This is a genomic window from Pseudomonas sp. B10(2017), assembly GCF_002113295.1.
Lineage (GTDB): Bacteria > Pseudomonadota > Gammaproteobacteria > Pseudomonadales > Pseudomonadaceae > Aquipseudomonas > Aquipseudomonas pudica.
On sequence record NZ_NEJU01000003.1, the window covers coordinates 97,021 to 117,671 of the forward strand.

Consider the following 20,651-nt stretch of genomic DNA (forward strand, 5'->3'; position numbering starts at 1 on the left):
GCCCGTGCCATGCACCGCGGTGCCTGCTTCGCGGGCACGCCCGCTCCCACAGGTGCCAAGCTTCCCCAGGCTACGGCTTACGCTTGCGCGCCCCACCATTGAAGCTCGGCACCTTGCGCACCGCCTTCACCGCCGGCTCGGCACTACCTGATTCAGCGCTGTCCATCCAGCGCCCCAACCCGCGCTTGGCGCTGTTTTCCTTCGGCTTCTTGGGCTTCTTCGGCTTCTTGATCACCTGGCCACTGGCGTCGGTCATCGGCACCCGGTGGTCAGGGATGAAGTCCGGCTCTTCATGACGCGGCAGGGTCTGCCGGGTCAGCACTTCGATTGCCGCCAGCAGCTGTACTTCATCGGCACACACCAGCGAAATCTCCTCGCCCTTGTTGCCCGCCCGCCCGGTACGCCCGATGCGGTGCACGTAATCCTCGGCAACGATCGGCAGGTCAAGGTTGACCACCAGCGGCAGGTCATCGATATCCAGGCCGCGGGCCGCCACATCGGTCGCCACAAGCACCTGGATTTCGCGGGCCTTGAAGCTGTCCAGCGCGCGCTGGCGGGTAGCTTGCGGGCGGTCACCGTGGATGCCGTCGGCATTCACACCCTCGGCCAGCAAACGCTCTACCAGTTGATCGACGCCGTTGCGGGTCTTGGCGAACACCAGCACCTGCTTCCAGCGCTGCTTGCGCAGCAGGTGGCAGAACAGGTCCACCTTGCGTTTTTTATCCACAGGCACCAGCCACTGCTTGACGCTGGTGGCCGTGGCATTGCGAGGGCTGACTTCGATGCTCAGCGGGTCATTCAGGGCCAGCCCCGCCAGCATGCGGATCTGGTCGGAGAAAGTGGCAGAGAACAGCAACGTCTGGCGCTTGCGTGGCAGCGCGGCGTACACCGACTGCAGTTCTTCGGCAAAGCCCAGGTCGAGCATGCGGTCGGCTTCGTCCAGCACCAGGGTCTGCACCTGATTGAACTTCACGGCGTTCTGCCGAAACAGATCGAGCAAGCGCCCCGGGGTGGCCACCAGCAGGTCGACACCACGGCGCAGGCGCATCATCTGCGGGTTGATGCTGACCCCGCCATACACCGCGTAGGTGCTCAGCGGCAGGTTCTCGGCATACTCGCGCACATTGTTGTGCACCTGCTCGGCCAGCTCACGAGTGGGCACCAGCACCAGTGCGCGGATCGAGTTGCTGGCCACCTTCTCGCCTTCCAGCGCCAGGCGCTGAAGCACAGGCAGGGCAAAGCCCGCGGTCTTGCCGGTGCCGGTCTGGGCCGCGGCCATCAGGTCGCGGCCGGCCAGCACGGCGGGGATGGCCTTGGCCTGCACCGGGGTCGGGGTGGTGTAGTCCAGTTGCTGCAGGGTGCGCAGCAGCGGTTCGATCAGGCCGAGTTTGGCGAAATTCATGGCAATACCGTCAGGGGGGTTCAGCGAAGGCGGCAAGTTTACCGCATCACCCCCACCTACTTGCAGATTTCGCCTTTCAATGGCTGCGCCGGCTCTGGTGCCTTGCGCCACTGCGGTAGGCCGATCAGCACCACTGCACCGATGATCACCGCCATGGCCACACATTCTTCTGCACCAATCTGCTCACCGGCAAAGACAATACCCAGCAGAACGGCCACTGCCGGGTTGACGTAGGCATAGCTGGTGGCAGCTGCCGGGCGCACGTGCTTGAGCAGGTACATGTAGGCACTGAACGCCAGGATCGAACCGAAGAACACCAGGTAGGCCAGTGCCCCCCAGCCGGCAGCGGTCGGCATCTGCGTCATGCGCTCGCCAGACAGCACGCTGCCGAGCAACAGCACGGCGCCACCGACCAGCATTTCCGCGGCGCTGGCCATAGGCCCCTGAGGCAGCGGCAAGGTCTTGCTCCAAACCGAGCCGAATGCCCACGACGCTGCCGCAAAGATGATCAGCGCCGCGCCAATCGGGCTTGCCTGCAGGTTGGAGCCCAGGTTCAGCAGGCCGATACCCACCAACCCGAGGGCTATCCCCGCCCACTCCAGCTTCGAATTGCGGTGCCCGAACAGCAGGCCGAACAGCAAGGTGAACAGCGGCACGGTCGCCACCGCCAGCGCCGCCACGCCCGAGGCCACGCCGGCATGCTCGGCCACGGTCACGCCACCGTTGCCACAGCTGAGCAGCAGGAAACCGATCGCCCCCGCAGCCCGCCACTGCGGCCAGGTCGGTGCCGGTACACCGCGCCAGCGCAAGAAACCATACAGCAGGCCCCCGGCAATCAGGAAGCGCACCCCGGCCATGAGCATCGGTGGCCAGCTCTCGACGCCAATGCGAATGAACAGGTAGGTAGAGCCCCAGACCAGGTACAAGGCCAGGAAAGCGCCAATGAGCAACAACGGGAAGCGACGGGAGGCAGGCATGGGAAACACTCGAAATCCGTTTACGGGTGGCTTAGTTTAGAAAGGCCACTGTGTAAACTTAAGTTACAAAGCAGCTTTAAATGACCCGAACACTTTGCATTGCATGGTTATTCGGATGCTTTTCAATCGAATCGAAACCAGGCAGGGAAATTCCATGGACAAGTACGACCGCATGCTGCTCGCCGCCCTGCTCGACAACGGCCGCGCCACCTTCGCCCAACTGGCGCGCCAGGTGAACCTGTCGGCGCCGGCGGTGGCCGAGCGGGTGGCCAAGCTCGAGGCCAGCGGAGTAATCACCGGCTACCAGGCCAAGGTCGACATGAGCAAGATTGGCCTGCCGATCCAGTGCGTGATCGAACTGCGCCTGGCCAGCCACGGCAACCAGCAGGCCTACGAAGCGTTGACCCAGATACCCCAATTGACCGAATGCCATCGGGTAACCGGCGACCCCTGCGTCATCATGCAGGCAGCGGTGGGTTCGATGCCGGAGCTGGAAGAACTGATCAACCGGGTCGCGCAATTCGGCTTCAGCAAGACCTCGATCATTCTCTCCAGCGCAGTGGAGCGACGGGTGCCGCTGGGGCAACTGGAGAAGAAGCCCTAACAGAACCTGGCCAGGGTTTCACGAACCTTCGCGGCAGGTGTTTTCTGCAGGCGGCAGAGCAGGTCGTGCGAGAGTTGCTGTACACCATGGCCCTGGCGCAGCACGCCAGCCAGGTGTTGCAGCAGGTTGGCGGCCATTTCGGCATCGGCCATGGCCCGGTGCGCGGTACCGGTATCCGGCAGCTCGGCCCAGCGGGTCAAGGTGCCCAGCTTGTGGTTCGGCGCCGCCGGCAACAAGCGCCGTGACAGCAGCAAGGAGCAGGCGAAGGCCTGGGTGCGGCTACGGCCGATGCGGCCCAGTTCGTAGTCCCAGAACTTCTGGTCGAAGGCGGCATTGTGTGCCAGCAGCGGGGTGCCACCAACGAACTCGGCCACTTCGTTCATCACCTTCTCCACCGGCGGCGCACTGCGCAGCATGGCGGTGGTGATGCCAGTGAGCCCGGCGACGAAGGCCGGTACCGGCACACCCGCGTTCATCAGGCTCTGGTAGCGCTCGACGATGCGCCCGCCCTCCAGCATCACCACCGCCACCTCAGTGGCGCGGCAGCCGGCACCGGGGCTGATGCCGGTAGTTTCAAAGTCGATGACAGCGATACGTTCCATGAAAAATCTCAGTGTTTTAGCAACAGCGCACCCTCGATGGGCACATAGCGGGTGGCGGCACGGATCAGCGAGAGTGCGGTAAGCCCGGGCACACCATACACCACTGCTTCGGTGCCATGGCGCTGTCTCACCCGCTCCAGCAACAGATCGAAATCGCCATCGCCTGAGGCCAGTACCACTTGGTCGACGCGGCTGGCGGCGTCGATCACATCCAGGGTAATGCCCACATCCCAATCACCTTTGGCCGAGCCATCGCTGCGCTGGATGAAGGGCTTTAGGCGCACATCGAAACCGAGGTTGCGCAGGATCTGCTGGAACTGCTGTTGTTTGCTGTCGCCACGGTCGATGGCATAGGCCACGGCCTCGACGATCTGGCCTTCGCGGCTGACGTCGGCCCACAGGGCGGTGTAGTTGAAATGGCAGCCGTGGGCCTGGCGCACGGTGTAATAGAGGTTCTGCACATCGGCGAACAACGCGATCTTTTTCACCTTGGAACCCCTTGGTCGGCCTGGTTTGCTGGGGGCAGCTGTGCAGCCCTTTCGCGACACAAGGCCGCTCCCACAGGGGTTCGCGTACCCTTGTAGGAGCGGCCTTGTGTCGCAAAAGGGGCGCAAAGCGCCCCCAAAATCGCCAGCAGTATGCCAGACCTGTCAGACGTACGAATCGTCGTCCGAGAAGAACCCACCATCATCGCTGCCATAATCGCTGTCGGCATAACCACCCTGGTCGCTGCCCCAGCCACCGTTGTCAGCTACCTGCTGCTGCGCCCCCGAGTCGTTCCAGCCACCGTTGTCACTGGCCGGCGCCGGCTCTTCCTTGATCACCTCGACCACCTCCTCCGGCTGCGAGTTGTGGTTGAACAGGCTGCTGATGCCCTGCGCCAGCAACACGCCACCCGCCACACCGGCTGCAGTCTGCATCGCGCCGCCAAGGAAGCTGCTGGCACCACTGCGTGCCGGTGCAGCGCCAAAGCCAGGCTGCTGCGCTTGTGGCTGGGAAAAGCCCGGCGCCGATGGCTCACGCCAGCCACCGCCAGATGTCACGGGTGCTGCAGCGGGACGCTGCGGTTGCGCGGCCGGGGCCGCATTGCGCCCAGCCGAACCAAAGATGCTGGACAGGAAACCACCACCGCCATTACTCGGCGCACTGCTGGCGCGGGCGGCCTCGGCCTGGGCACGGGCCTGCTTCAGTTCGGCTTCCAGTTGCTTGTTCTGCTCGTCGAGGCGCTTGATCGCTGCCTCCTGCACCAGAATCGCCTGGGCCATGTAATAAGGCGCCGCCGGCTGCTGACGTACATGTTCCTCGATGCATGCCTGGGCCTGCGCATCACGTGGCTGGCTCGGATCCTCGGCTTGCTTGAGGCGGCCGAACAGGCCATCGATCAGGGTTTGTTCTTCAGTATTCATGGGGCGACCTCGTGGGGTAGCGGACAACGGACAGCGTCAAAGATGGGGCGTACAGGCGTGGGATTCAATCACCGGCGGCGTGAAACTTTTTTCAGCAAGTGACAGCCCCAAGCCTGCTTTGGGCTAAAGTTAAGCCCCTGTTTTTACTGCCATGCGATCTTGACTGATGAATCCGCTGAGCGTCCTGCGCGACTCCCTGTACTTCTTCCGCCGTCACCTGCCAAACATTCTCCAGCTGTGCCTGCCGCTGGTGGTGTTGGAAGCCTTGCTCACCCAGTTGCTGTACCGGCAGATGGGCGACCAGGCATCACCAGCCTACGGCATGCTGATCAGCCTGCTGTTCTACCCGCTGTACAGCGCCGCGCTGATCCTGTACCTGGACACCCGCAGCAACGGTCAGGACATCGCCAAGCGCGACCTGTTCGCCCGTGCCCTGCAACTGTGGCCGCAACTGGCCCTGCTGATCCTGATCAGCTCGCTGCTGATCATGGCCGGCCTTGCGCTGTTCATCTTCCCGGGCGTGTGGATCATGATCAATCTGGTGTTCGCCGAATACCTGCTGGTACTGCGCGGCCGCCCGGTGGTGCAGTCGATGCGCGACAGCGCCAGCATGACCACTGGGCATTTCATGCGCATCATGGTTTGCGTGGTCGGCGTGCTGGCACCAATCTGGCTGATCGACGGGCTGCTGCTGATGGCCTTCCCCGAGCCATCCCCCGGCATGGAGCTGGCCATGGACAGCCTCAGCGGCGTCCTGCAACTGTTCAGCACCGTGGTGCTGTATCGCCTGTTCATGCTGCTGGAAGGTGAAGCCGGGGCCTGAGGCATCCGGGAAAGTCTTCGTTCTGCTCGCACGCCCCACGGTGGCATTAGGGTTAACAAACCTTCAAAGCCACTTGAGGATCGCAACATGGACGAAATCATTGAATCTGGATATTCAAGATCGTTTAGCGGCAGGCTATATGTGGTCGGCGGCGATTACCGTGGACGGCTGCGCCTGAGCCGCAAAACCGACAAGTCCGCCTGGAGTATCTCACCCCAAGATGACTGGTTGGAGGCGTATGGATACGGGGACTCGCTGTTGATGGAGTTCGCTTACCACTCTCGAACCGAAGATCGTCTGCATTATCACATCAGTATTCCAGGAGATTCGAAGGCCAAGAAACTGGGTGTCAGCCGCAATGGCTACCCCGGTTTCTACTCGAATGCAGAAGTCACCGATTACTGGAAGATCGAACCACTTCATCTGAACGATGAAGGGCTGTTCTGTCATCTGCGTGATCACCGCGGATTCAGAGTGAGCGCCATCGGCGGTGTGCCCTATTACCTAGAGGAAGTGATCCAGCTGAACGTAGAGCAAGGTTCGGCCATTACCTTCCTGTTGGAAAAGTCAGAATAACATTCACCGCTGCTTTGTATTAGGAGATAAGAGATGAACGATTTGTTATCCCTGCCAGCATGGACCGAACAGAATTTTTTTGCCCATCTGTACAGATTGGATGAAGGCCTCAAGAAACCGCTGGCCATATTTTACGAGCCCACCCCTTACGACATAACTTTTGAACTGATTGACCATGCGAAAAAAATCAATTTCAGAAAAAATCGTGGCGAGACGGAACTGTTGAGTTTCAAACCATTAGACGGCGGTCTATTCCAGCTTAGGCACTATCGTTGCGGCCATGGATATATTCTGAAAGACAGCCGCTTAATACCATGGCATAACGAAAAAAAGGCCTCCATTGGCTTACAACCACTGGAAATAGATGATAGCACCATCCGCTGCCAACTTACCAATGACGAAAAATTACCGTTCTTATGGACCCAGAAAGAAGCAAGGGTATGGAAATTTGAGGAAGGGCCATTCCACGGTGCTCGGCATGAAGGCCTTAATTTTGAGGCAGATTTCCTGAGCACTCGCGAGGGTGAACCCGTCGAATTTTTGATCCAGCGTTTCTCCGATTGAAGTCAGCCTGCGTAGTCGTTCAGCACTGCGGGGCTGTATCGCCTGTTCATACTGCTCAATCACCTGACGGTTGTGATCACCAGGGCTACCGGGCGGGAGCCATCCTGGACACCCCACATTACAACCGCCAGACACAGTACCTGCTGAACAAAAAAGAAGGCGAAATACTCACCTTCCTGCTCCAGCAGGACAGCTGAATACCGCCTTCTAAGGCTTGATCGAGAGCAGATCCAGATCTGGTGTTCGCCGAGTAGCTGCTGTTGCTGCCTGGTCTGCAAGTGGTCCAGTCGATGCGCGAGATCACACGCATGACCACCGGGCACTTCATGCACATCATGATTTGCGTCGTAGGGGTGCTGGCGCCGATCTGGCTGGTCGACGGGCTGCTGCTGATGGCCTTCCCCGAGCCATCGCCCGGCGTGGAGCTGGCCATGGACAGCCTCAGCGGGCTCCTGCAGTTGTTCAGCACGGTGGTGCTGTATCGGCTGTTCATGCTTTTGGCACCCCAATCTAACCGTTGATGCGCAGCAGGCTTAGCTGATTGGTGTGATCAGGAAATCGGTGTCACCGCTGATATTTACATTCAGGTGATCGAGGTAACCACCTTGCCGATCGAAACTTTTACCATCGCCTGGGTTGTCGCCTATTTCCACAGTCTGCCCAAGGTGGTCTCGCCACCGGCAACGAAGCTGCTGTCCATCCCACTCAAGGGGTTGAAGCTTGAAGATATTGATCGCATCAGCAGCGGCGTACATACCTACATAACCTTTATGGCTACAGGCCAGCCGGCGCCCTTTGCGGCTTGAAGTACCACATATACTGTAGTGCAACCGATCACTGGTTTGGGAGCGGAAGTAGAATGTGAAGATTCGGCGGCCGTCCTCATACGCTTGACCGGGGTCGCCTTTGATCAGCCAGTCCCAACGCCCTGGGACGATGGACTCGGCATAGTCTTCCTCTGTGCTGAGCACTATCGGATGGGCAACTCCCTGGTGAAGTGCATGAATGGTGCAATCGAAAATTTTCAGTGCGCTGAAAGACATCGGATCTTCGGTGGAGATATCACTGAGATTCATCGTGCAGGGCCTCAAGAATATGATGGGAACAAAGGAAGCTGGCGCCGCCTCACTCCATTCTTTTCATTACTGCGGCCCAACAGCAGCACGAAAGGTTTCCCGTTCGATGGCCTGCCATGCCTTACATCCTCCGAACAGCAGGTAACATGCGCCATGCAGCGTGCCCTGCCGCCTTGAGTACCATTGCTGCCGTCATGTCCCCCTCGGCTTGGCACGTGCCGTCGCCTCGGCCACCAACGGGTCATCTGGCCAATAATGCTTCGGGTAACGCCCTTTCAGGTCTTTCTTCACCTCGGCATAGGTGGTGCGCCAGAAATTGGCCAGGTCCTGGGTCACCTGCACAGGCCGGCGGGCTGGTGACAGCAGGTGCAACTTGACCTGCTGGCGGCCATTGGCGATGCGCGGTGTATCGGCAAGGCCGAACAACTCCTGAAGGCGCACAGCAAGAATCGGCGGGTTCTCGCTGTAGTCCAGGCGAATGTGGGAACCGGACGGCACCGCCAGATGCGCCGGCGCCTGCTCTTCCAGGCGCTGCGGCAGCGGCCAGGGCAGCAAGTTGCGCAACAGCGACGACAGGTCCAGTGCGGCGAAGTGACTAAGCCGCGACACTTTTCCCAGGTAGGGCTGCAACCAGTCTTCCAGGCGGGCGAGCAAGGCCTCATCAGCCAGGTCGGGCCATTCACTGTGGCCTTCCTTGGCCAGGTCCAGCTGACGCAGCAAGGCTACGCGCGCCTGCCATTGCCGCAGCTCGGGGGTCCAGGTCAGCAGGTTAAGCCCTTTGCGCCGGACCAGCCCAAGCAGAGCGCGAGCCCGCGCCTCGTCATCCATGCCGGGCAGCGGTTCGCGGCTGAGCACCAGCTCGCCGAGCTTGACTTGGCGCTCGGCGCGCAACACCTGCTCGCGTTCGTCCCAATCGAGGATATCGACCCGCTCGACCTGCTCGGCCAGAACACCCTCGAGCAGCGCCGGATCGAACTCGGCGGCCAGGTAGATACGCTCTTCGCGCTGGCCCTGCCGGCTGCCCAGGTCGGCAATCACGAGCCACGGGCACTTCATCAGTGCATCGACTTCGGCAAACAGCGCCGCTCGGCCGTTGGCCAGCCGGTATTCCGCACCGCCTTCGCGGCGCTGCTGGGCGACGCGGTCAGGGTAGGCCAGCGCCAGCAGCGCGCCCAGCCAGCGCGGGTGATCGGGGTCCACGACCGGCGCGCGTGGTTTGCCACGCAACAGGCCACGGTACTGGCGAGCCAGTTGGCGCGCACGCTGCACGCCGCCGTGGCTGCCACGGGCAGCCTTGCTTTCGCCACTGACCAGCGCCAGCCGGCTGTGCAAATCAGCACCACCGCCGCGCTGGATATCCCGCTCGCCCAGCAGCGCAGCCACATCACAGGCCATCTGCGCCAGGCCAAGGTCCTGGCCGCGCAACAGCAGATGCGCGATACGTGGATGCGCCGGCAACTCGGCCATGGCCTGGCCGTGTTCGCTGAGGTTGTCACGGCTTCCGGGCTTGAAGGCATTGAGCCGTGCCAGCAGGTCCTGGGCCTGAGCGAAGGCGGCAGTGGGGGGCTGGTCGAGCCAGCGCAACTGCTCGGGCGTCACGCCCCAGCGTGCCAGTTGCAGGGCCAGGCCGGCCAGGTCGGCCTGCAGGATCTCGGCGCTGCCGTGTGCGGCCAGCTGTTCATGCTGGGCCTCGGACCACAGGCGGTAACACACGCCGGGCTCCAGGCGGCCGGCACGGCCGGCGCGCTGGGTAGCACTGGCGCGGGAGATGCGCTGGGTGTCCAGGCGGGTCATGCCGCTGCCGGGATCGAAGCGCGGTACCCGGGCCAGGCCTGCGTCGATCACCACGCGCACGCCGTCGATGGTCAGGCTGGTCTCGGCGATATTGGTGGCCAGCACTACCTTGCGCAGCCCCTCGGGCGCCGGGTCGATGGCTGCACGCTGGGCGTCGAGATCGAGCTCGCCATGCAGCGGGCAAAGCAGGACCTCGGGGCGCTCGCCCAGCGCTTCCTGCAGGCTCTGGTGCACCCGGCGAATCTCGGCTTGACCTGGCAGGAATACCAGCACACTGCCGGTCTGGTCAGCCAGTGCCTGCAACACGCTGTCCACTACCCGTGGCTCGATGAACTCACCCGGTTGGAAAGGCCGCCCCCAACGGATGTCGACGGGGTGCATGCGGCCTTCGCTGCTGACCACCGGGGCATCATCCAGCAGCCGCGAAAGGCGCTCGCCCTCCAAGGTCGCGGACATCAGCAGAATCTTCAGTGGCGGGTCGTCTCGCAGCAATTCCCGGCCATTCAGGCTCAATGCCAGGGCCAGGTCAGCATCGAGGCTGCGCTCGTGAAACTCGTCAAAGATCACCAGCCCCACGCCCTCAAGCGCCGGGTCGGCCTGCAGGCGGCGGGTGAGGATGCCTTCGGTCACTACTTCGATGCGGGTTTTCGGCCCGACCTTGCTGTCCAGGCGGATGCGATAGCCCACGGTTTCGCCGACCTTTTCGCCCAGTTCGCTGGCCAGCCGCTCGGCCGCAGCCCGCGCTGCCAGACGCCGGGGCTCGAGCATGAGAATGTTCTGCCCGGCCAGCCACGGCTCGTTGAGCAGCGCCAGCGGTACTCGGGTGGTCTTGCCGGCGCCAGGCGGCGCCTCTAGCACCGCTTCGTCACGGTTTTCCAGGGCCTGGCGCAGGGCCGGCAAGACAGCATCGATCGGTAATGAAATCATGGTGGTCCTCGAACAGTCTGGCGAGTATAACGGCGAACCCAAGCTGCCCTATCATGGTCTTAGCTTCAGGTGCAGGCGTTTCGCTTGCCCTGCTGAATACCTTTTCGGAGTTTTTACATGCGCATCCCATCCCGCGTCATCGGTGGCGCCCTCATCGTCACCTTGCTGACCCAACTGACGGCCTGCGGCACCATTCTGTACCCGGAACGTCGTGGCCAGATCGGCGGCAAGATCGACCCAGTGGTTGCCGCAATGGATGCCATCGGCATCCTGTTCTATGTAATCCCGGGGCTGATCGCCTTCGGTATCGACTTCGCCACGGGCGCCATCTATTACCCAGGCGGGCGATCCGCCCAGGTCGACCCGGTCAAACTGCGCGAAGCCGTGAGCCCCGATGGCAAGGTCGACAACCTGAAGTTGCAGGCCATTCTGGAAAGCGAATTGGGTCAGCGCCTGCCGCTGAACGACCCGCGGCTGATCCAGCATCGCGGCAGCATCGAGCAGTTGGCCAGCCTGGTGCCTGCTGCCTGAAGCACAAGGACGCTACCCACGGATGATGACCACCCCGGCTGAACACCAGCGCCTGCTACGCCTGGCCACTCGCGCATCGCTGGCGGTGGCCAGCATCCTGGTCCTGAGCAAGGCGCTGGCCTGGTGGCTGAGCGGGTCGGTCAGCCTGCTGGCCGGGCTGACCGACTCGGCACTGGACGCTGTTGCCTCGTTCCTGAACCTGCTGGCCGTGCACTACGCCCTGCGGCCAGCCGACAACGACCACCGGTTCGGCCATGGCAAGGCCGAAGCCCTGGCCGGTATGGCGCAGGCGCTGTTCATCGGGGTCAGTGCGGTGCTGATCGGGGTGCAAGCGGTTGACCGCCTGCACACGCCGCAACCCTTGGGCGATACCGCTGTCGGTATCGGGGTGATGGTGCTGTCGCTGGTGCTGACTCTTGCCCTGCTGGCACTGCAACACAAGGTCATCCGCCTGACCGGCTCCACGGCGGTGCGGGCCGACTCCCTGCACTACCGCTCGGACCTGCTGCTCAACGGCAGCATCCTGCTGGCCCTGCTGCTGGCACGCTTTGGCTGGCCGCAGCTGGATGCGCTGTTCGGCTTGGGTATCGCTGTCTATATCCTCTGGAGCGCGCTGCAGATCGCGCGGGAGAGTACGGCCATCCTGATGGACCAGGAACTGCCCGGCGATGTTGGTGAAGACATGGCTGCGCTGGTGCTGGCCATTCCCGGGGTTGAAGGCGTGCACGACCTGCGTACGCGGGTGTCGGGCAACCAGTGGTTCGTGCAGCTGCATCTGGAGATGCCGGGGCAATTGCCGCTGCATGATGCGCATGCCTTGTGCGTGGAGGCCTCGAAGGTGATCCGCCAGCGTTATCCACAGGCGGATGTGATGGTGCATGCGGATCCGGTGTGAACCTGCAAGGGCCCTATCGCCGGCAAGCCAGCTCCCACAGGCACTAAACATGGCTTCAGGCCGGCGCGGTTCCTGTGGGAGCTGGCTTGCCGGCGATAGGGCCGGGACAGGCAGCATATCTGGATCAGTTGATGCTGTAGCCTCGGCCGCTGAAACAAGCGCCCAGCGCCCGCCGGTAGTTGTCCGCCACAGTGGCCGGCGGTGCATAAGTCGCCGTCGCCGGGTCGAAGCCTGATTGGTTCACCGCCCAGCGGTGGCACTGGTAACGGTCCTGATCCTGCTGTTCCCGCCCTTGCCCGTACATCGGGTAGGCCACCACGTCATACCCACCGCCTACAGGTGCCGGCACCGCAACCGGCGGATTGACCACCACGTACTCGCGGCTATCGGCCAGGTACTGGTAATAGGTATCGGCCACCAGGAAGAACAGCGCCCCGCCCAGCCAGACTTCCCGCGCATAGGGCGGCAGATAGTCGACTCGCACGCCAAGGGGCGGGGTCACTACCACATAACGGCCACCATGGGGGCGATACCAGTAACCGCCGGAGTAGAAGTAGTCATCGCCACGGTAGGGCACTTTCCAGTAGCGGTCCGGGAAATGATCGATGGTGTGACCCGGGCGATACTGCGGCCCCGGCCCCCAGCCATTGCCATGACCATCCGGGCGCCCCTGCCAGTCACCGCCAGGCCGTTGCCCCGGGCCACCGGCTTCCCAGTGGTGGTTATCGCCATGGCGGCGGGGAATGTCCTGGTAATAGCCTTGGCGTGGCGGCTGGGTCTGCTGCACTTCGTCACGCGAATTGAGCGAGCGGCCCGGCGCCCCTTCGCCCGGCCCTTCGGCCATGGCCCCGAGGCTGATGCTCAACCCCAACACACCAACACCTGCCAACTGCCAGATGCGCGACTTCATGCTGTTCCTCTCGGTAGAAAATACGGCAACCACAGCCAGTCTACCGCGCCTGTCATGCAGGCCAATTAAATTTCCGGACATGAAAAAAGGGAGGCCGCTGGGCCTCCCTTCAGGAATTGTCGTCCGTGCTCGGCACTTGTGGCGCCGGCTCACCTCACACCGTCTTCTGGAAGGTGTGTAGCCCGGGGGCCTGCAGATCCTGTTGGATGGCTGGCCGCGACCGCCCGCCTAGGGCGCGTCGCCGTGGACTGATGTCCGGGCAGTGATTCTGTGGATAAAGATACCGGACAGGCCGCGGCAGATGATTGCGAAGATTGCTTGGATAAATAGCACTTGCGCAATTTTTCACCCTGGATTGATAATTCACCGCAATCCGAACAGAAAAGGCATAACCCATGAGCAAACTTGACCGCTACGACCTGAGCATCCTCGCCGAATTGCAGCGCGATGCGCGCATTTCCAACCAGGAACTGGCCGAACGCATCGGCCTGTCGCCTTCGCCATGCTCGCGTCGGGTCAAGCAACTGGAGGACGATGGCTACATCTCGCGCCAGGTGGCCCTGCTCGACCGCAAGAAGCTGGGCCTGAGCCTGACTGCCTATGTGCTGATCGGCATGGACCGACACACCCCGGAGCGTTTCGAAACCTTCGAGGCGGCCATCCGCAACCTGCCCCAGGTGCTTGAATGCAGCCTGGTCACCGGCATGGATGCCGACTACCAGCTGAAAGTGGTGGTGCCCGACATGGACCATTACCAGAAACTGCTGCTAGGCAGCCTGACCCGCATTGAAGGCGTCACCAGCGTGCGTTCGAGCTTCGTGCTGAACCAGGTGCTGGCCAGCACCGAGCTGCCCTTGACCCACCTGCGTTAATGCCTGCGCCAGCAGGCGTATAATCGGACGCTCAAACCGCCTGGAGAACACCGATGGATCCCGCCGTATTCGAAGAGTGGATGATGATCATCCTGGTCACCGTGTTGATCGGTTTCATGGGTTTCATCGTCTGGGACCTGGCGAAAAAGTCCAAGGCCGGGCGGTTCGGGACGCTGATCCTGTTCTTCGTGCTGGGGCTGGGGGTGTTGGCCTTTATCATCAAGAGCGTGGTGGTGGGGTTTCTCGAAGGGGTGTAAGGCTCAAGAAAGCCGGGAGCGCTTTGCGCTCCTTTCGCGACACAAGGCCGCTCCTACAGGGATCGCACAATGCCTGAGTTTGCGCTGCACCTGTAGGAGCGGCCTTGTGTCGCGATGGGCCGCAAAGCGGCCCCCGCTAGCGCTGCAACTTCGCCGCCACTTCGCGCCAGCAGCCCTGCTCCAACCCATCCAGCGCCCAGTCGCCAATCCGCACCCGCACCAGGCGCAAGGTCGGCAACCCCACCGCCGCCGTCATCCGCCGTACCTGGCGGTTACGCCCTTCGCGAATAACCAGCTCCAGCCAACTGGTCGGCACGCTCTTGCGAAAACGCACCGGCGGGTTGCGCGGCCACAGCTCGGGCTCGTCCAGGCGCCGCGCCTCGGCCGGCAAGGTCGGCCCATCGTTCAGTTCCACGCCATCGCGCAAGCGCTGCAACTGCTCCTCGCTCGGCTCCCCCTCCACCTGAACCCAGTATGTCTTGGCCAGTTTGTGCTTCGGGTCGGCAATGCGCGCCTGCAGGCCGCCATCGTTGGTCAGCAGCAACAGGCCTTCACTGTCGCGGTCCAGCCGCCCGGCCGGGTACACGCCGGGGATGTCGATGAAGTCCTTGAGCGTCGCGCGCCCGTCGCCGTCGCTGAACTGGGTCAGCACGTCGAACGGTTTGTTGAACAGGATCAGGCGCGGCTCGGCCGGTGGGGCCTTGGGCTGGCGACGCGGGCCGGTGGCAGGCCGCGCCTGGGGACGGCGCGGCTTGGAACGGGGTGGCAGTGACATGGATCCTCAGCGGAACGGCGGCTCATCGAAACTGCGCAGTTTACGCGAGTGCAGCGAGTTGAGCTCGGTGCGCAGCAGGTCGAGGGCGGCAATGCCGATCTTCAGATGCTGGCTGACCGCCCGGTTATAGAAGGCGTTGGCCGAACCCGGCAGCTTGATCTCGCTGTGCAGCGGTTTGTCGGACACACACAGCAAGGTGCCGTACGGCACGCGCAAGCGGTAACCCTGGGCGGCAATGGTACCGCTTTCCATGTCCACCGCCACGGCACGCGACAGGTTGATCAGCGGCCGCTCCTGGGCCCAGCGCAGCTCCCAGTTGCGGTCGTCGTAGGTCAGTACGGTGCCGGTGCGCAGGCGCTTCTTCAGCTGTTCGCCACGCTCGCCGGTGACCTGCGCGGCGGCTTCCTGCAAGGCCAGCTGCACTTCGGCCAGGGCCGGAATCGGGATGTTCGGCGGCACCACCCGGTCGAGAATGCCGTCACGGCGCATGTAGGCGTGTGCCAGCACATAATCGCCGATGGTCTGCGACTGCCGCAGGCCGCCGCAGTGGCCGATCATCAGCCAGCAGTGCGGGCGCAGCACGGCCAGGTGGTCGGTGATGTTCTTGGCATTGGACGGGCCGACGCCGATGTTGACCAGCGTGACGCCGTCGCCATCAGCGGCGATCAGGTGATACGCCGGCATCTGGTAGCGGTGCCAGATCACGCTGGCCACCAGGGCCTGGGTTTCACCGTGGTCCATGCCCTTTTCGATCACCACGTTGCCCGGCAGCACCATGCGCACGAAGCGCGGGTCGTCACGCAACTGGTCGAGGCCGTGGCTGATGAACTGGTCGACATAGCGGTGATAGTTGGTCAGCAGGATCCACGGCTGCACATGGCGCCAGTCGCTGCCGGTGTAGTGCACCAGGCGACGCAGCGAGAAGTCGACCCGAGCGGCATCGAACAGCGCCAGCGGCAAGGTTTCGGCACCGCCCCAGTCATACAGCCCGTCGGCGATGTTGTCGGTGGCAGCCGACAGGTCGGTGCTGGGGAACACCCGCGCCAGCTGCGCGGCGGTGATGCCGCTGCCGGCCAGTTCGTCGCCCTGGTCGACCACGTAGGGGTAAGGGATGTTCTGTTCGCTGACGCCGACCTCTACCGTGACGGTGTAGTCGTGCATCAGCGGGCGCAGTTGCTCCAGCAGGTAGCCACGAAAAGCAGCCGGCTGGGTGATGGTGACGCTGTAGGTACCGGCCACCTGGACCTTGGCGTAGGCCCGCGTGGTGGCGGCGACTTCACCGTGACTGTAATAGGTCAGGCGCAGCGCCGGGTAGCGGAACAGGTCGCGCTCTTCGACGCCCGGCTCGGTACGGTCCTTCAGGTAACGCTTGAGGGCCTGGCTAAGGGCCCCGGTGGCCTGTTCATGCAGGGCCGCCAGACGGTCGACGGCCTGCTCGGGGGTATCAACGACTACAAAAGCTTGGCTCACACTGTGCTTCCTGTCTGGACATGCATGTGAACCATCTTGCCTGCCTTCTTGGCTAAATACACCCCCATTGATCGGTGTTGCATCCATTCGCGGGCACGCCCGCTCCCACAGGATCTTCACTGCCCTCAAGTACGACGCAGTACCTGTGGGAGCGGGCGTGCCCGCGAAGAAGCCAGCTCAGTTTGCCCAGGCTGGCGTCGCCCTGGTCACCAATGCCGCCACATCCACACCCCGCGGCAACGCCCCGTACACGCGCCCGCCCCCCGTCAAGCGGCTGTCGATAAACGCATCACTGACCACCGCATTACCCGCCTCCAGCAACAGCTTGGCCTGCAGCGCCAGGGCAATATCCTCGGTCAGTTGCCGCGCGCGGTACTGCATGTCACCAGTGTCGGCAAACGCCCCCTTGAGGTTGCCGATGTGCGCCGCCAGACGCGGGTCCCCGTGCCCATCGCCCAGCTCGGCGAACAGCGCATCCAGCACGCCCGGCTCCTTGGACAAGGCCCGCAGCACATCCAGGCACTGCACATTGCCCGAGCCTTCCCAGGTCGAGTTGACCGGCGCTTCGCGGTACAGCCGTGGCAGGATGCTGTCTTCCACATAACCTGCCCCGCCCAGGCACTCGGCGGCCTCGTTGATCATGGCCGGCGCGCGCTTGCAGATCCAGTACTTGCCCACCGCCGTGACCAGCCGGGCGAAATGCGCCTGCTGCGGGTCTTCCAGCTGTTCCAGCGCCTGCCCCATGCGCAGGCTCAAGGCCAGCGCGGCCTCGCTTTCCAACGCCAGGTCGGCCAGCACGTTCTGCATCAACGGCTGCTCGCTCAGCAGCCGCCCGCCGACCTTGCGGTGCGCGCAATGGTGGGTCGCCTGGGTCAGCGCCTGGCGCATCAGGGCGCTGGAGCCGACCATGCAGTCGAAGCGGGTCATGGCCACCATTTCGATGATGGTCGGCACGCCCCGCCCTTCTTCCCCGACCATCCACGCCAGGGCACCGCGGAATTCCACCTCGCTGGAGGCGTTGGAGCTGTTGCCCAGCTTGTTCTTCAGGCGCTGGATATAGAACTGGTTGCGGCTGTCATCCGGGCGGTGACGCGGCAGCAGGAAGCAGCTCAGGCCTTTTTCGGTCTGGGCCAGGGTCAGAAAGGCATCGCACATCGGCGCCGAGCAGAACCACTTGTGCCCGACCAGTTCGTAGGGCTGCCCCGGGCCCGTGGCGCCGACCGGATAAGCTCGGGTGGTGTTGGCCCGTACATCGGTGCCGCCCTGCTTTTCGGTCATGGCCATGCCCAGGGTGACCCCGGCCTTGTGACGGTCGCCGACGTTACGCGGGTCGTACTCGCAGGCGAGGATTTTCGGCAGCCAGTATTCGGCCAGTTCGGGTTGCAGCCGCAGCGCTGGCACGGCAGCGAAGGTCATGGTCAGCGGGCAGCCGGTACCGGCCTCGGCCTGGCTGTGCAGGTAGGTCATCGAAGCCCGCGCCACATGGGCGCCTGGGCGGGGTTCGGCCCATGGCAGCGACGGCAGGCCGTGCTCGACGGCGGTGCGCATCAGTTCGTGGTAGGCGGGGTGGAACTCGACCAGGTCTATGCGATGGCCGTAGCGGTCGTGGCTGCTGAACTCCGGCTTGTGTGCATTGGCCAGGAAGCCCGCCTGCATCAGCGGGCCGCCGGCCAGTGCCCCGTAGGTATCGATCCGCGATTCGGCCCAACCCGCACCGAAACGCCGAGACCATTCCTGTAGCGGCAGGTCGAGGCGGTAAAGGTTGGCACCGTCGAGGGGCGGTGGCTGGTTGGTGACTTCGTGGGTTTCAGCGTACTGGTGCAGGTTCATCGGGGGCTCCTGGATCCGGGTAGGCTTGAGAGACCCAGTGAAGCACTCCCTGGGAGTCAGTCAAAGTGACATTAATGACTAAAGAGCGTGAAACGCGGTCAGTTGCAGGTGCTGCTTGTGTCGCGAAAGGGCCGCAGAGCAGCAAGAAGATTGATGCACCCTTAGCGCCGGTCAGCGATAAATCGCGTGCGTAGCACAGCCTGCGAAAACCTTTAAAGCGACCGTCGCGCCTGCAGAACATTCGATGCCATCTGCACCTGCGCAATAGCCATGTTCAAACTCAACTCGAACCGGCTCCCCAACCCCCGCGTCGATTCATGCGACAACCGTGCCCCCAGCAATTCCCCCATCTGCCGGCAGATCGACAAACCAATCCCCAGCCCGCCATAACGCCGGGTCATCGAGCCATCGACCTGGAAGAAGCGCTGGTACAGGGTCGCCTGGTCGAGGTCATCGAAGCCGATACCGCTGTCGCTGACCATAAAGGTCAGCGACAGGTCGTCAGGCCCCACCCGGCGCCCGCGCACCTGGATCATCACCCCGCCCTGGTGGGTGAACTTCAAACCGTTGTCCACCAGGCACCCCAGGCAGCGTGCCAGCTTCTGAGCATCGCCCAGCAACCCGTCCGGCACATCGGCCGGGATGTCCAGGCTCAGGTACAAGCCTTTGCCCAAAGCCTGCCCGGCATAACCGGCACGCACGCCCTGCAGCAGATCACGCAGGCTGAACGGCGCCAGCTGCGCACGCAGGCGGCCGGCCTGCAGTTCGGACAAGGTAAGAATGGCATCAACCATATCCATCATGCCCTGGGCCGACCCCACCGCCGTGCGGTGGTACTGGGCCATCTCGGCCTCCATCGGCAGGGTATGCATCAGCTCCAGCGAACCGATCACGCCATTCATCGGCGTGCGCAGTTCATGGGTCACGCTGGCAAGGAATTCGTCTTTCAGCCGGTTGCTCCTGGCCAGTTGCAGGTTCAGTTGCTCCAGTGTGCGCCCGGTGTCACGCAAGGTCTGCGCCTGCTGCTCGCGCAGGCTGTTGATGCGGTCGGCCAGCGCCAGCGACAGTAAAGCCACCTCCAGCGCCGAGCCCAGCTGGCTGGCATACATGGTGATGAACAGGTTCGGAAGGTAGCCCAGCACCATCAGGGTGTTGACCAGGCCACCGAGCAGGAACGCCGTCCAGGCGATGATGAACCAGCGAGCCACGCGCAAACCACGCCACCAGGCGTATAGCCCGGCCGCGAAGATGCTCACGGTAAACAGCAATGCCAGCACCGTAGCCATGCGCAGCGCGACGCCGTAGGGCATGCTCACCGCCAGCACCATGACCAGCGCGCCACCCAGCATCAGCAGCTGCAGCAGCCGGTCGAAACCACGGCTGATGCTGCCCAGTTGCAGGAAATGCCGGGCGAACTGGCAGCCGAACAGGCCAGCGGCACCGATGAACAACGGCGTCGAAGCATTCGCCCACCACGGGCTGTCCGGCCAGAAGTAGGCCACACCGGCGCCATTCACCGACACCTGGTAAAAGCCGAACGAGGCGATATAGAGGATGTAATAGAGGTAGCTGACGTCGCGCACGCTGAGGTAGATGAACAGGTTGTACACCAGCATCACCAGCAGCACGCCGTAGATCATCCCCAGTACATACAGGCGCGTGGGCTGCTCCTCCATGTAGGCCTGGGCGGACCACAGTGCCAGCGGCGCCTGCACCGAGCCCTGGCTGTGCAGCCGCAGGTAGGCAGTGGTCACCTGGCCAGGCGGCAGCTGCAGTTCGAACAGGTAGTTGTTCTGCAGGATCTGCCGGCTTTGGTAGGGCAAGGCGTCGCCGGTGCGCCGGGCCAGGCGGTAACTGCCACTGCTGTCGGGCAGGTACAACTCGAGGTGGTCCAACGGTGGATAGGCCAGCTCCAGCAGCCATTGCCGTGGGGCGGCGCCGGCCGCGGCGACCGGCCGCAGTTCGACCTTGAGCCAGAACACCGAAGTGGAGTAACCGGCGTTCAACACCTCTTCGTGATGGGGGCGAAAATGCTTGGCGAACCCAGGGGCACTGACCTGGTTGATGCTGGCACTGCCATCGGGGTCTTCATAAACCTGCATGGCCTTGCCCAGCGGAAGATGCCGGGTAGCTGCGTCGAAATCGACTGCCCCGGCCAGCACGGGCAGCAAGCCCAGAAGCACAATCAGCAAATAGCGCATACAGCCCCAGCATGGCCTGTCCAGTCGAGTCGCGGTTGCCTCCCATCCGTTTGAGACGACACGATCCGGCAGAACCCGTTTGTAGAGTTATCCGAGCACTCTAGCATAGCTTCGCAACCTGGCAATCGACCATATCCAATCACAAAGAAAAGGCTCTAA

20 protein-coding genes and 1 pseudogene are annotated in these 20,651 nt (G+C 63.0%); 9 read left to right on the top strand and 12 right to left on the bottom strand.

What is annotated here, in order from left to right; translation table 11 throughout:
* Positions 1–70 precede the first annotated feature (70 nt).
* Together CAF92_RS05195 and yedA are read right to left on the bottom strand one after the other, a co-directional pair.
* Positions 71–1,402, bottom strand: a complete 1,332-nt coding sequence (locus tag CAF92_RS05195; RefSeq protein ID WP_085599610.1) for a DEAD/DEAH box helicase — start codon at positions 1,400–1,402, stop codon at positions 71–73.
* A gap of 56 nt (positions 1,403–1,458) precedes the next feature.
* Entirely contained in the window at positions 1,459–2,379 is a 921-nt protein-coding gene (gene yedA, locus CAF92_RS05200) for a drug/metabolite exporter YedA (protein ID WP_025340737.1), read from the bottom strand.
* Positions 2,380–2,533: 154 nt separating this feature from the next.
* Here yedA and CAF92_RS05205 point away from each other — a divergent pair, with 154 nt between their 5' ends.
* The gene (locus CAF92_RS05205; protein ID WP_013974322.1) at positions 2,534–2,983 is read left to right on the top strand and encodes an Lrp/AsnC family transcriptional regulator; all 450 of its coding nucleotides are present in this window, start codon (positions 2,534–2,536) and stop codon (positions 2,981–2,983) included.
* On the opposite strand, the gene CAF92_RS05210 is transcribed toward CAF92_RS05205, so the two are convergent.
* From CAF92_RS05210 to CAF92_RS05225, 3 genes are all read right to left on the bottom strand, one after another.
* A complete protein-coding gene (locus tag CAF92_RS05210; protein ID WP_085599613.1) occupies positions 2,980–3,585 on the bottom strand; it encodes a PolC-type DNA polymerase III in 606 nt (201 codons plus the stop codon). The genes CAF92_RS05205 and CAF92_RS05210 overlap by 4 nt on opposite strands.
* 8 nt (positions 3,586–3,593) lie before the next feature.
* Positions 3,594–4,073, bottom strand: a complete 480-nt coding sequence (locus tag CAF92_RS05215; protein ID WP_046613162.1) for an NYN domain-containing protein — start codon at positions 4,071–4,073, stop codon at positions 3,594–3,596.
* A gap of 162 nt (positions 4,074–4,235) precedes the next feature.
* Positions 4,236–4,991, bottom strand: coding sequence for a DUF2076 domain-containing protein (locus CAF92_RS05225; RefSeq protein ID WP_085599617.1), 756 nt, complete (start codon positions 4,989–4,991; stop codon positions 4,236–4,238).
* Positions 4,992–5,157: 166 nt separating this feature from the next.
* Here CAF92_RS05225 and CAF92_RS05230 point away from each other — a divergent pair, with 166 nt between their 5' ends.
* From CAF92_RS05230 to CAF92_RS05245, 4 genes and pseudogenes are all read left to right on the top strand, one after another.
* The gene (locus CAF92_RS05230; RefSeq protein WP_085599619.1) at positions 5,158–5,814 is read left to right on the top strand and encodes a YciC family protein; all 657 of its coding nucleotides are present in this window, start codon (positions 5,158–5,160) and stop codon (positions 5,812–5,814) included.
* A gap of 87 nt (positions 5,815–5,901) precedes the next feature.
* Entirely contained in the window at positions 5,902–6,390 is a 489-nt protein-coding gene (locus tag CAF92_RS05235) for a hypothetical protein (protein WP_085599621.1), read from the top strand.
* A gap of 33 nt (positions 6,391–6,423) precedes the next feature.
* Positions 6,424–6,954 carry a hypothetical protein gene (locus CAF92_RS05240; protein ID WP_085599623.1) on the top strand — a complete coding sequence of 177 codons (531 nt, stop codon included), beginning with the start codon at positions 6,424–6,426 and terminating at the stop codon, positions 6,952–6,954.
* 233 nt (positions 6,955–7,187) lie between these two features.
* Positions 7,188–7,475: pseudogene (locus CAF92_RS05245) on the top strand (hypothetical protein); the annotation flags it as partial.
* Positions 7,476–7,487: 12 nt separating this feature from the next.
* On the opposite strand, the gene CAF92_RS26475 reads toward CAF92_RS05245, so the two are convergent.
* Together CAF92_RS26475 and hrpB are read right to left on the bottom strand one after the other, a co-directional pair.
* Entirely contained in the window at positions 7,488–8,030 is a 543-nt protein-coding gene (locus tag CAF92_RS26475; RefSeq protein ID WP_143516066.1) for a hypothetical protein, read from the bottom strand.
* A 192-nt stretch (positions 8,031–8,222) separates the two neighbouring features.
* On the bottom strand, positions 8,223–10,751 hold the full coding sequence (gene hrpB, locus CAF92_RS05255; RefSeq protein ID WP_085599627.1) for an ATP-dependent helicase HrpB: 2,529 nt from the start codon (positions 10,749–10,751) through the stop codon (positions 8,223–8,225).
* Between the two features lie 117 nt (positions 10,752–10,868).
* Between hrpB and CAF92_RS05260 the strand changes: the two genes are divergently transcribed.
* Together CAF92_RS05260 and CAF92_RS05265 are read left to right on the top strand one after the other, a co-directional pair.
* Positions 10,869–11,282, top strand: a complete 414-nt coding sequence (locus CAF92_RS05260; protein ID WP_085599629.1) for a polyribonucleotide nucleotidyltransferase — start codon at positions 10,869–10,871, stop codon at positions 11,280–11,282.
* Positions 11,283–11,304: 22 nt separating this feature from the next.
* The gene (locus tag CAF92_RS05265; protein ID WP_085599631.1) at positions 11,305–12,177 is read left to right on the top strand and encodes a cation diffusion facilitator family transporter; all 873 of its coding nucleotides are present in this window, start codon (positions 11,305–11,307) and stop codon (positions 12,175–12,177) included.
* Between the two features lie 124 nt (positions 12,178–12,301).
* Here CAF92_RS05265 and CAF92_RS05270 read toward each other — a convergent pair whose 3' ends face one another.
* Positions 12,302–13,087, bottom strand: a complete 786-nt coding sequence (locus CAF92_RS05270) for a DUF6515 family protein (RefSeq protein WP_085599633.1) — start codon at positions 13,085–13,087, stop codon at positions 12,302–12,304.
* A 395-nt stretch (positions 13,088–13,482) separates the two neighbouring features.
* Between CAF92_RS05270 and CAF92_RS05275 the strand changes: the two genes are divergently transcribed.
* Both CAF92_RS05275 and CAF92_RS05280 read left to right on the top strand, forming a co-directional pair.
* The gene (locus CAF92_RS05275; protein ID WP_003249795.1) at positions 13,483–13,959 is read left to right on the top strand and encodes an Lrp/AsnC family transcriptional regulator; all 477 of its coding nucleotides are present in this window, start codon (positions 13,483–13,485) and stop codon (positions 13,957–13,959) included.
* A gap of 53 nt (positions 13,960–14,012) precedes the next feature.
* Positions 14,013–14,216 carry a DUF2788 domain-containing protein gene (locus CAF92_RS05280; protein WP_013974331.1) on the top strand — a complete coding sequence of 68 codons (204 nt, stop codon included), beginning with the start codon at positions 14,013–14,015 and terminating at the stop codon, positions 14,214–14,216.
* A gap of 136 nt (positions 14,217–14,352) precedes the next feature.
* Here the strand turns inward: CAF92_RS05280 and CAF92_RS05285 are convergent, their stop codons facing one another.
* The 4 genes from CAF92_RS05285 to CAF92_RS05300 form a co-directional block, all read right to left on the bottom strand.
* Positions 14,353–14,991: a pseudouridine synthase gene (locus CAF92_RS05285; RefSeq protein ID WP_085599635.1), complete on the bottom strand. Its 639-nt coding sequence runs from the start codon at positions 14,989–14,991 to the stop codon at positions 14,353–14,355.
* Positions 14,992–14,997: 6 nt separating this feature from the next.
* The gene (amn, locus tag CAF92_RS05290) at positions 14,998–16,461 is read right to left on the bottom strand and encodes an AMP nucleosidase (RefSeq protein WP_046613207.1); all 1,464 of its coding nucleotides are present in this window, start codon (positions 16,459–16,461) and stop codon (positions 14,998–15,000) included.
* Positions 16,462–16,638: 177 nt separating this feature from the next.
* The gene (locus CAF92_RS05295) at positions 16,639–18,291 is read right to left on the bottom strand and encodes an acyl-CoA dehydrogenase family protein (protein WP_085599637.1); all 1,653 of its coding nucleotides are present in this window, start codon (positions 18,289–18,291) and stop codon (positions 16,639–16,641) included.
* Between the two features lie 212 nt (positions 18,292–18,503).
* Positions 18,504–20,492, bottom strand: a complete 1,989-nt coding sequence (locus CAF92_RS05300) for a hybrid sensor histidine kinase/response regulator (RefSeq protein ID WP_085599639.1) — start codon at positions 20,490–20,492, stop codon at positions 18,504–18,506.
* Positions 20,493–20,651: the final 159 nt, after the last annotated feature.

Coding starts and splice junctions, on each gene's coding strand:
- yedA (WP_025340737.1), bottom strand. CDS start 2,379: ATGCCTGCCTCCCGTCGCTTCCCGTTGTTGCTCATTGGCGCTTTCCTG.
- CAF92_RS05195 (WP_085599610.1), bottom strand. CDS start 1,402: ATGAATTTCGCCAAACTCGGCCTGATCGAACCGCTGCTGCGCACCCTG.
- CAF92_RS05275 (WP_003249795.1), top strand. CDS start 13,483: ATGAGCAAACTTGACCGCTACGACCTGAGCATCCTCGCCGAATTGCAG.
- CAF92_RS05295 (WP_085599637.1), bottom strand. CDS start 18,291: ATGAACCTGCACCAGTACGCTGAAACCCACGAAGTCACCAACCAGCCA.
- CAF92_RS05265 (WP_085599631.1), top strand. CDS start 11,305: ATGATGACCACCCCGGCTGAACACCAGCGCCTGCTACGCCTGGCCACT.
- CAF92_RS05270 (WP_085599633.1), bottom strand. CDS start 13,087: ATGAAGTCGCGCATCTGGCAGTTGGCAGGTGTTGGTGTGTTGGGGTTG.
- CAF92_RS05210 (WP_085599613.1), bottom strand. CDS start 3,585: ATGGAACGTATCGCTGTCATCGACTTTGAAACTACCGGCATCAGCCCC.
- CAF92_RS05225 (WP_085599617.1), bottom strand. CDS start 4,991: ATGAATACTGAAGAACAAACCCTGATCGATGGCCTGTTCGGCCGCCTC.
- hrpB (WP_085599627.1), bottom strand. CDS start 10,751: ATGATTTCATTACCGATCGATGCTGTCTTGCCGGCCCTGCGCCAGGCC.
- CAF92_RS05260 (WP_085599629.1), top strand. CDS start 10,869: ATGCGCATCCCATCCCGCGTCATCGGTGGCGCCCTCATCGTCACCTTG.
- CAF92_RS05240 (WP_085599623.1), top strand. CDS start 6,424: ATGAACGATTTGTTATCCCTGCCAGCATGGACCGAACAGAATTTTTTT.
- CAF92_RS26475 (WP_143516066.1), bottom strand. CDS start 8,030: ATGAATCTCAGTGATATCTCCACCGAAGATCCGATGTCTTTCAGCGCA.
- CAF92_RS05300 (WP_085599639.1), bottom strand. CDS start 20,492: ATGCGCTATTTGCTGATTGTGCTTCTGGGCTTGCTGCCCGTGCTGGCC.
- CAF92_RS05235 (WP_085599621.1), top strand. CDS start 5,902: ATGGACGAAATCATTGAATCTGGATATTCAAGATCGTTTAGCGGCAGG.
- CAF92_RS05230 (WP_085599619.1), top strand. CDS start 5,158: ATGAATCCGCTGAGCGTCCTGCGCGACTCCCTGTACTTCTTCCGCCGT.
- CAF92_RS05205 (WP_013974322.1), top strand. CDS start 2,534: ATGGACAAGTACGACCGCATGCTGCTCGCCGCCCTGCTCGACAACGGC.
- CAF92_RS05280 (WP_013974331.1), top strand. CDS start 14,013: ATGGATCCCGCCGTATTCGAAGAGTGGATGATGATCATCCTGGTCACC.
- CAF92_RS05285 (WP_085599635.1), bottom strand. CDS start 14,991: ATGTCACTGCCACCCCGTTCCAAGCCGCGCCGTCCCCAGGCGCGGCCT.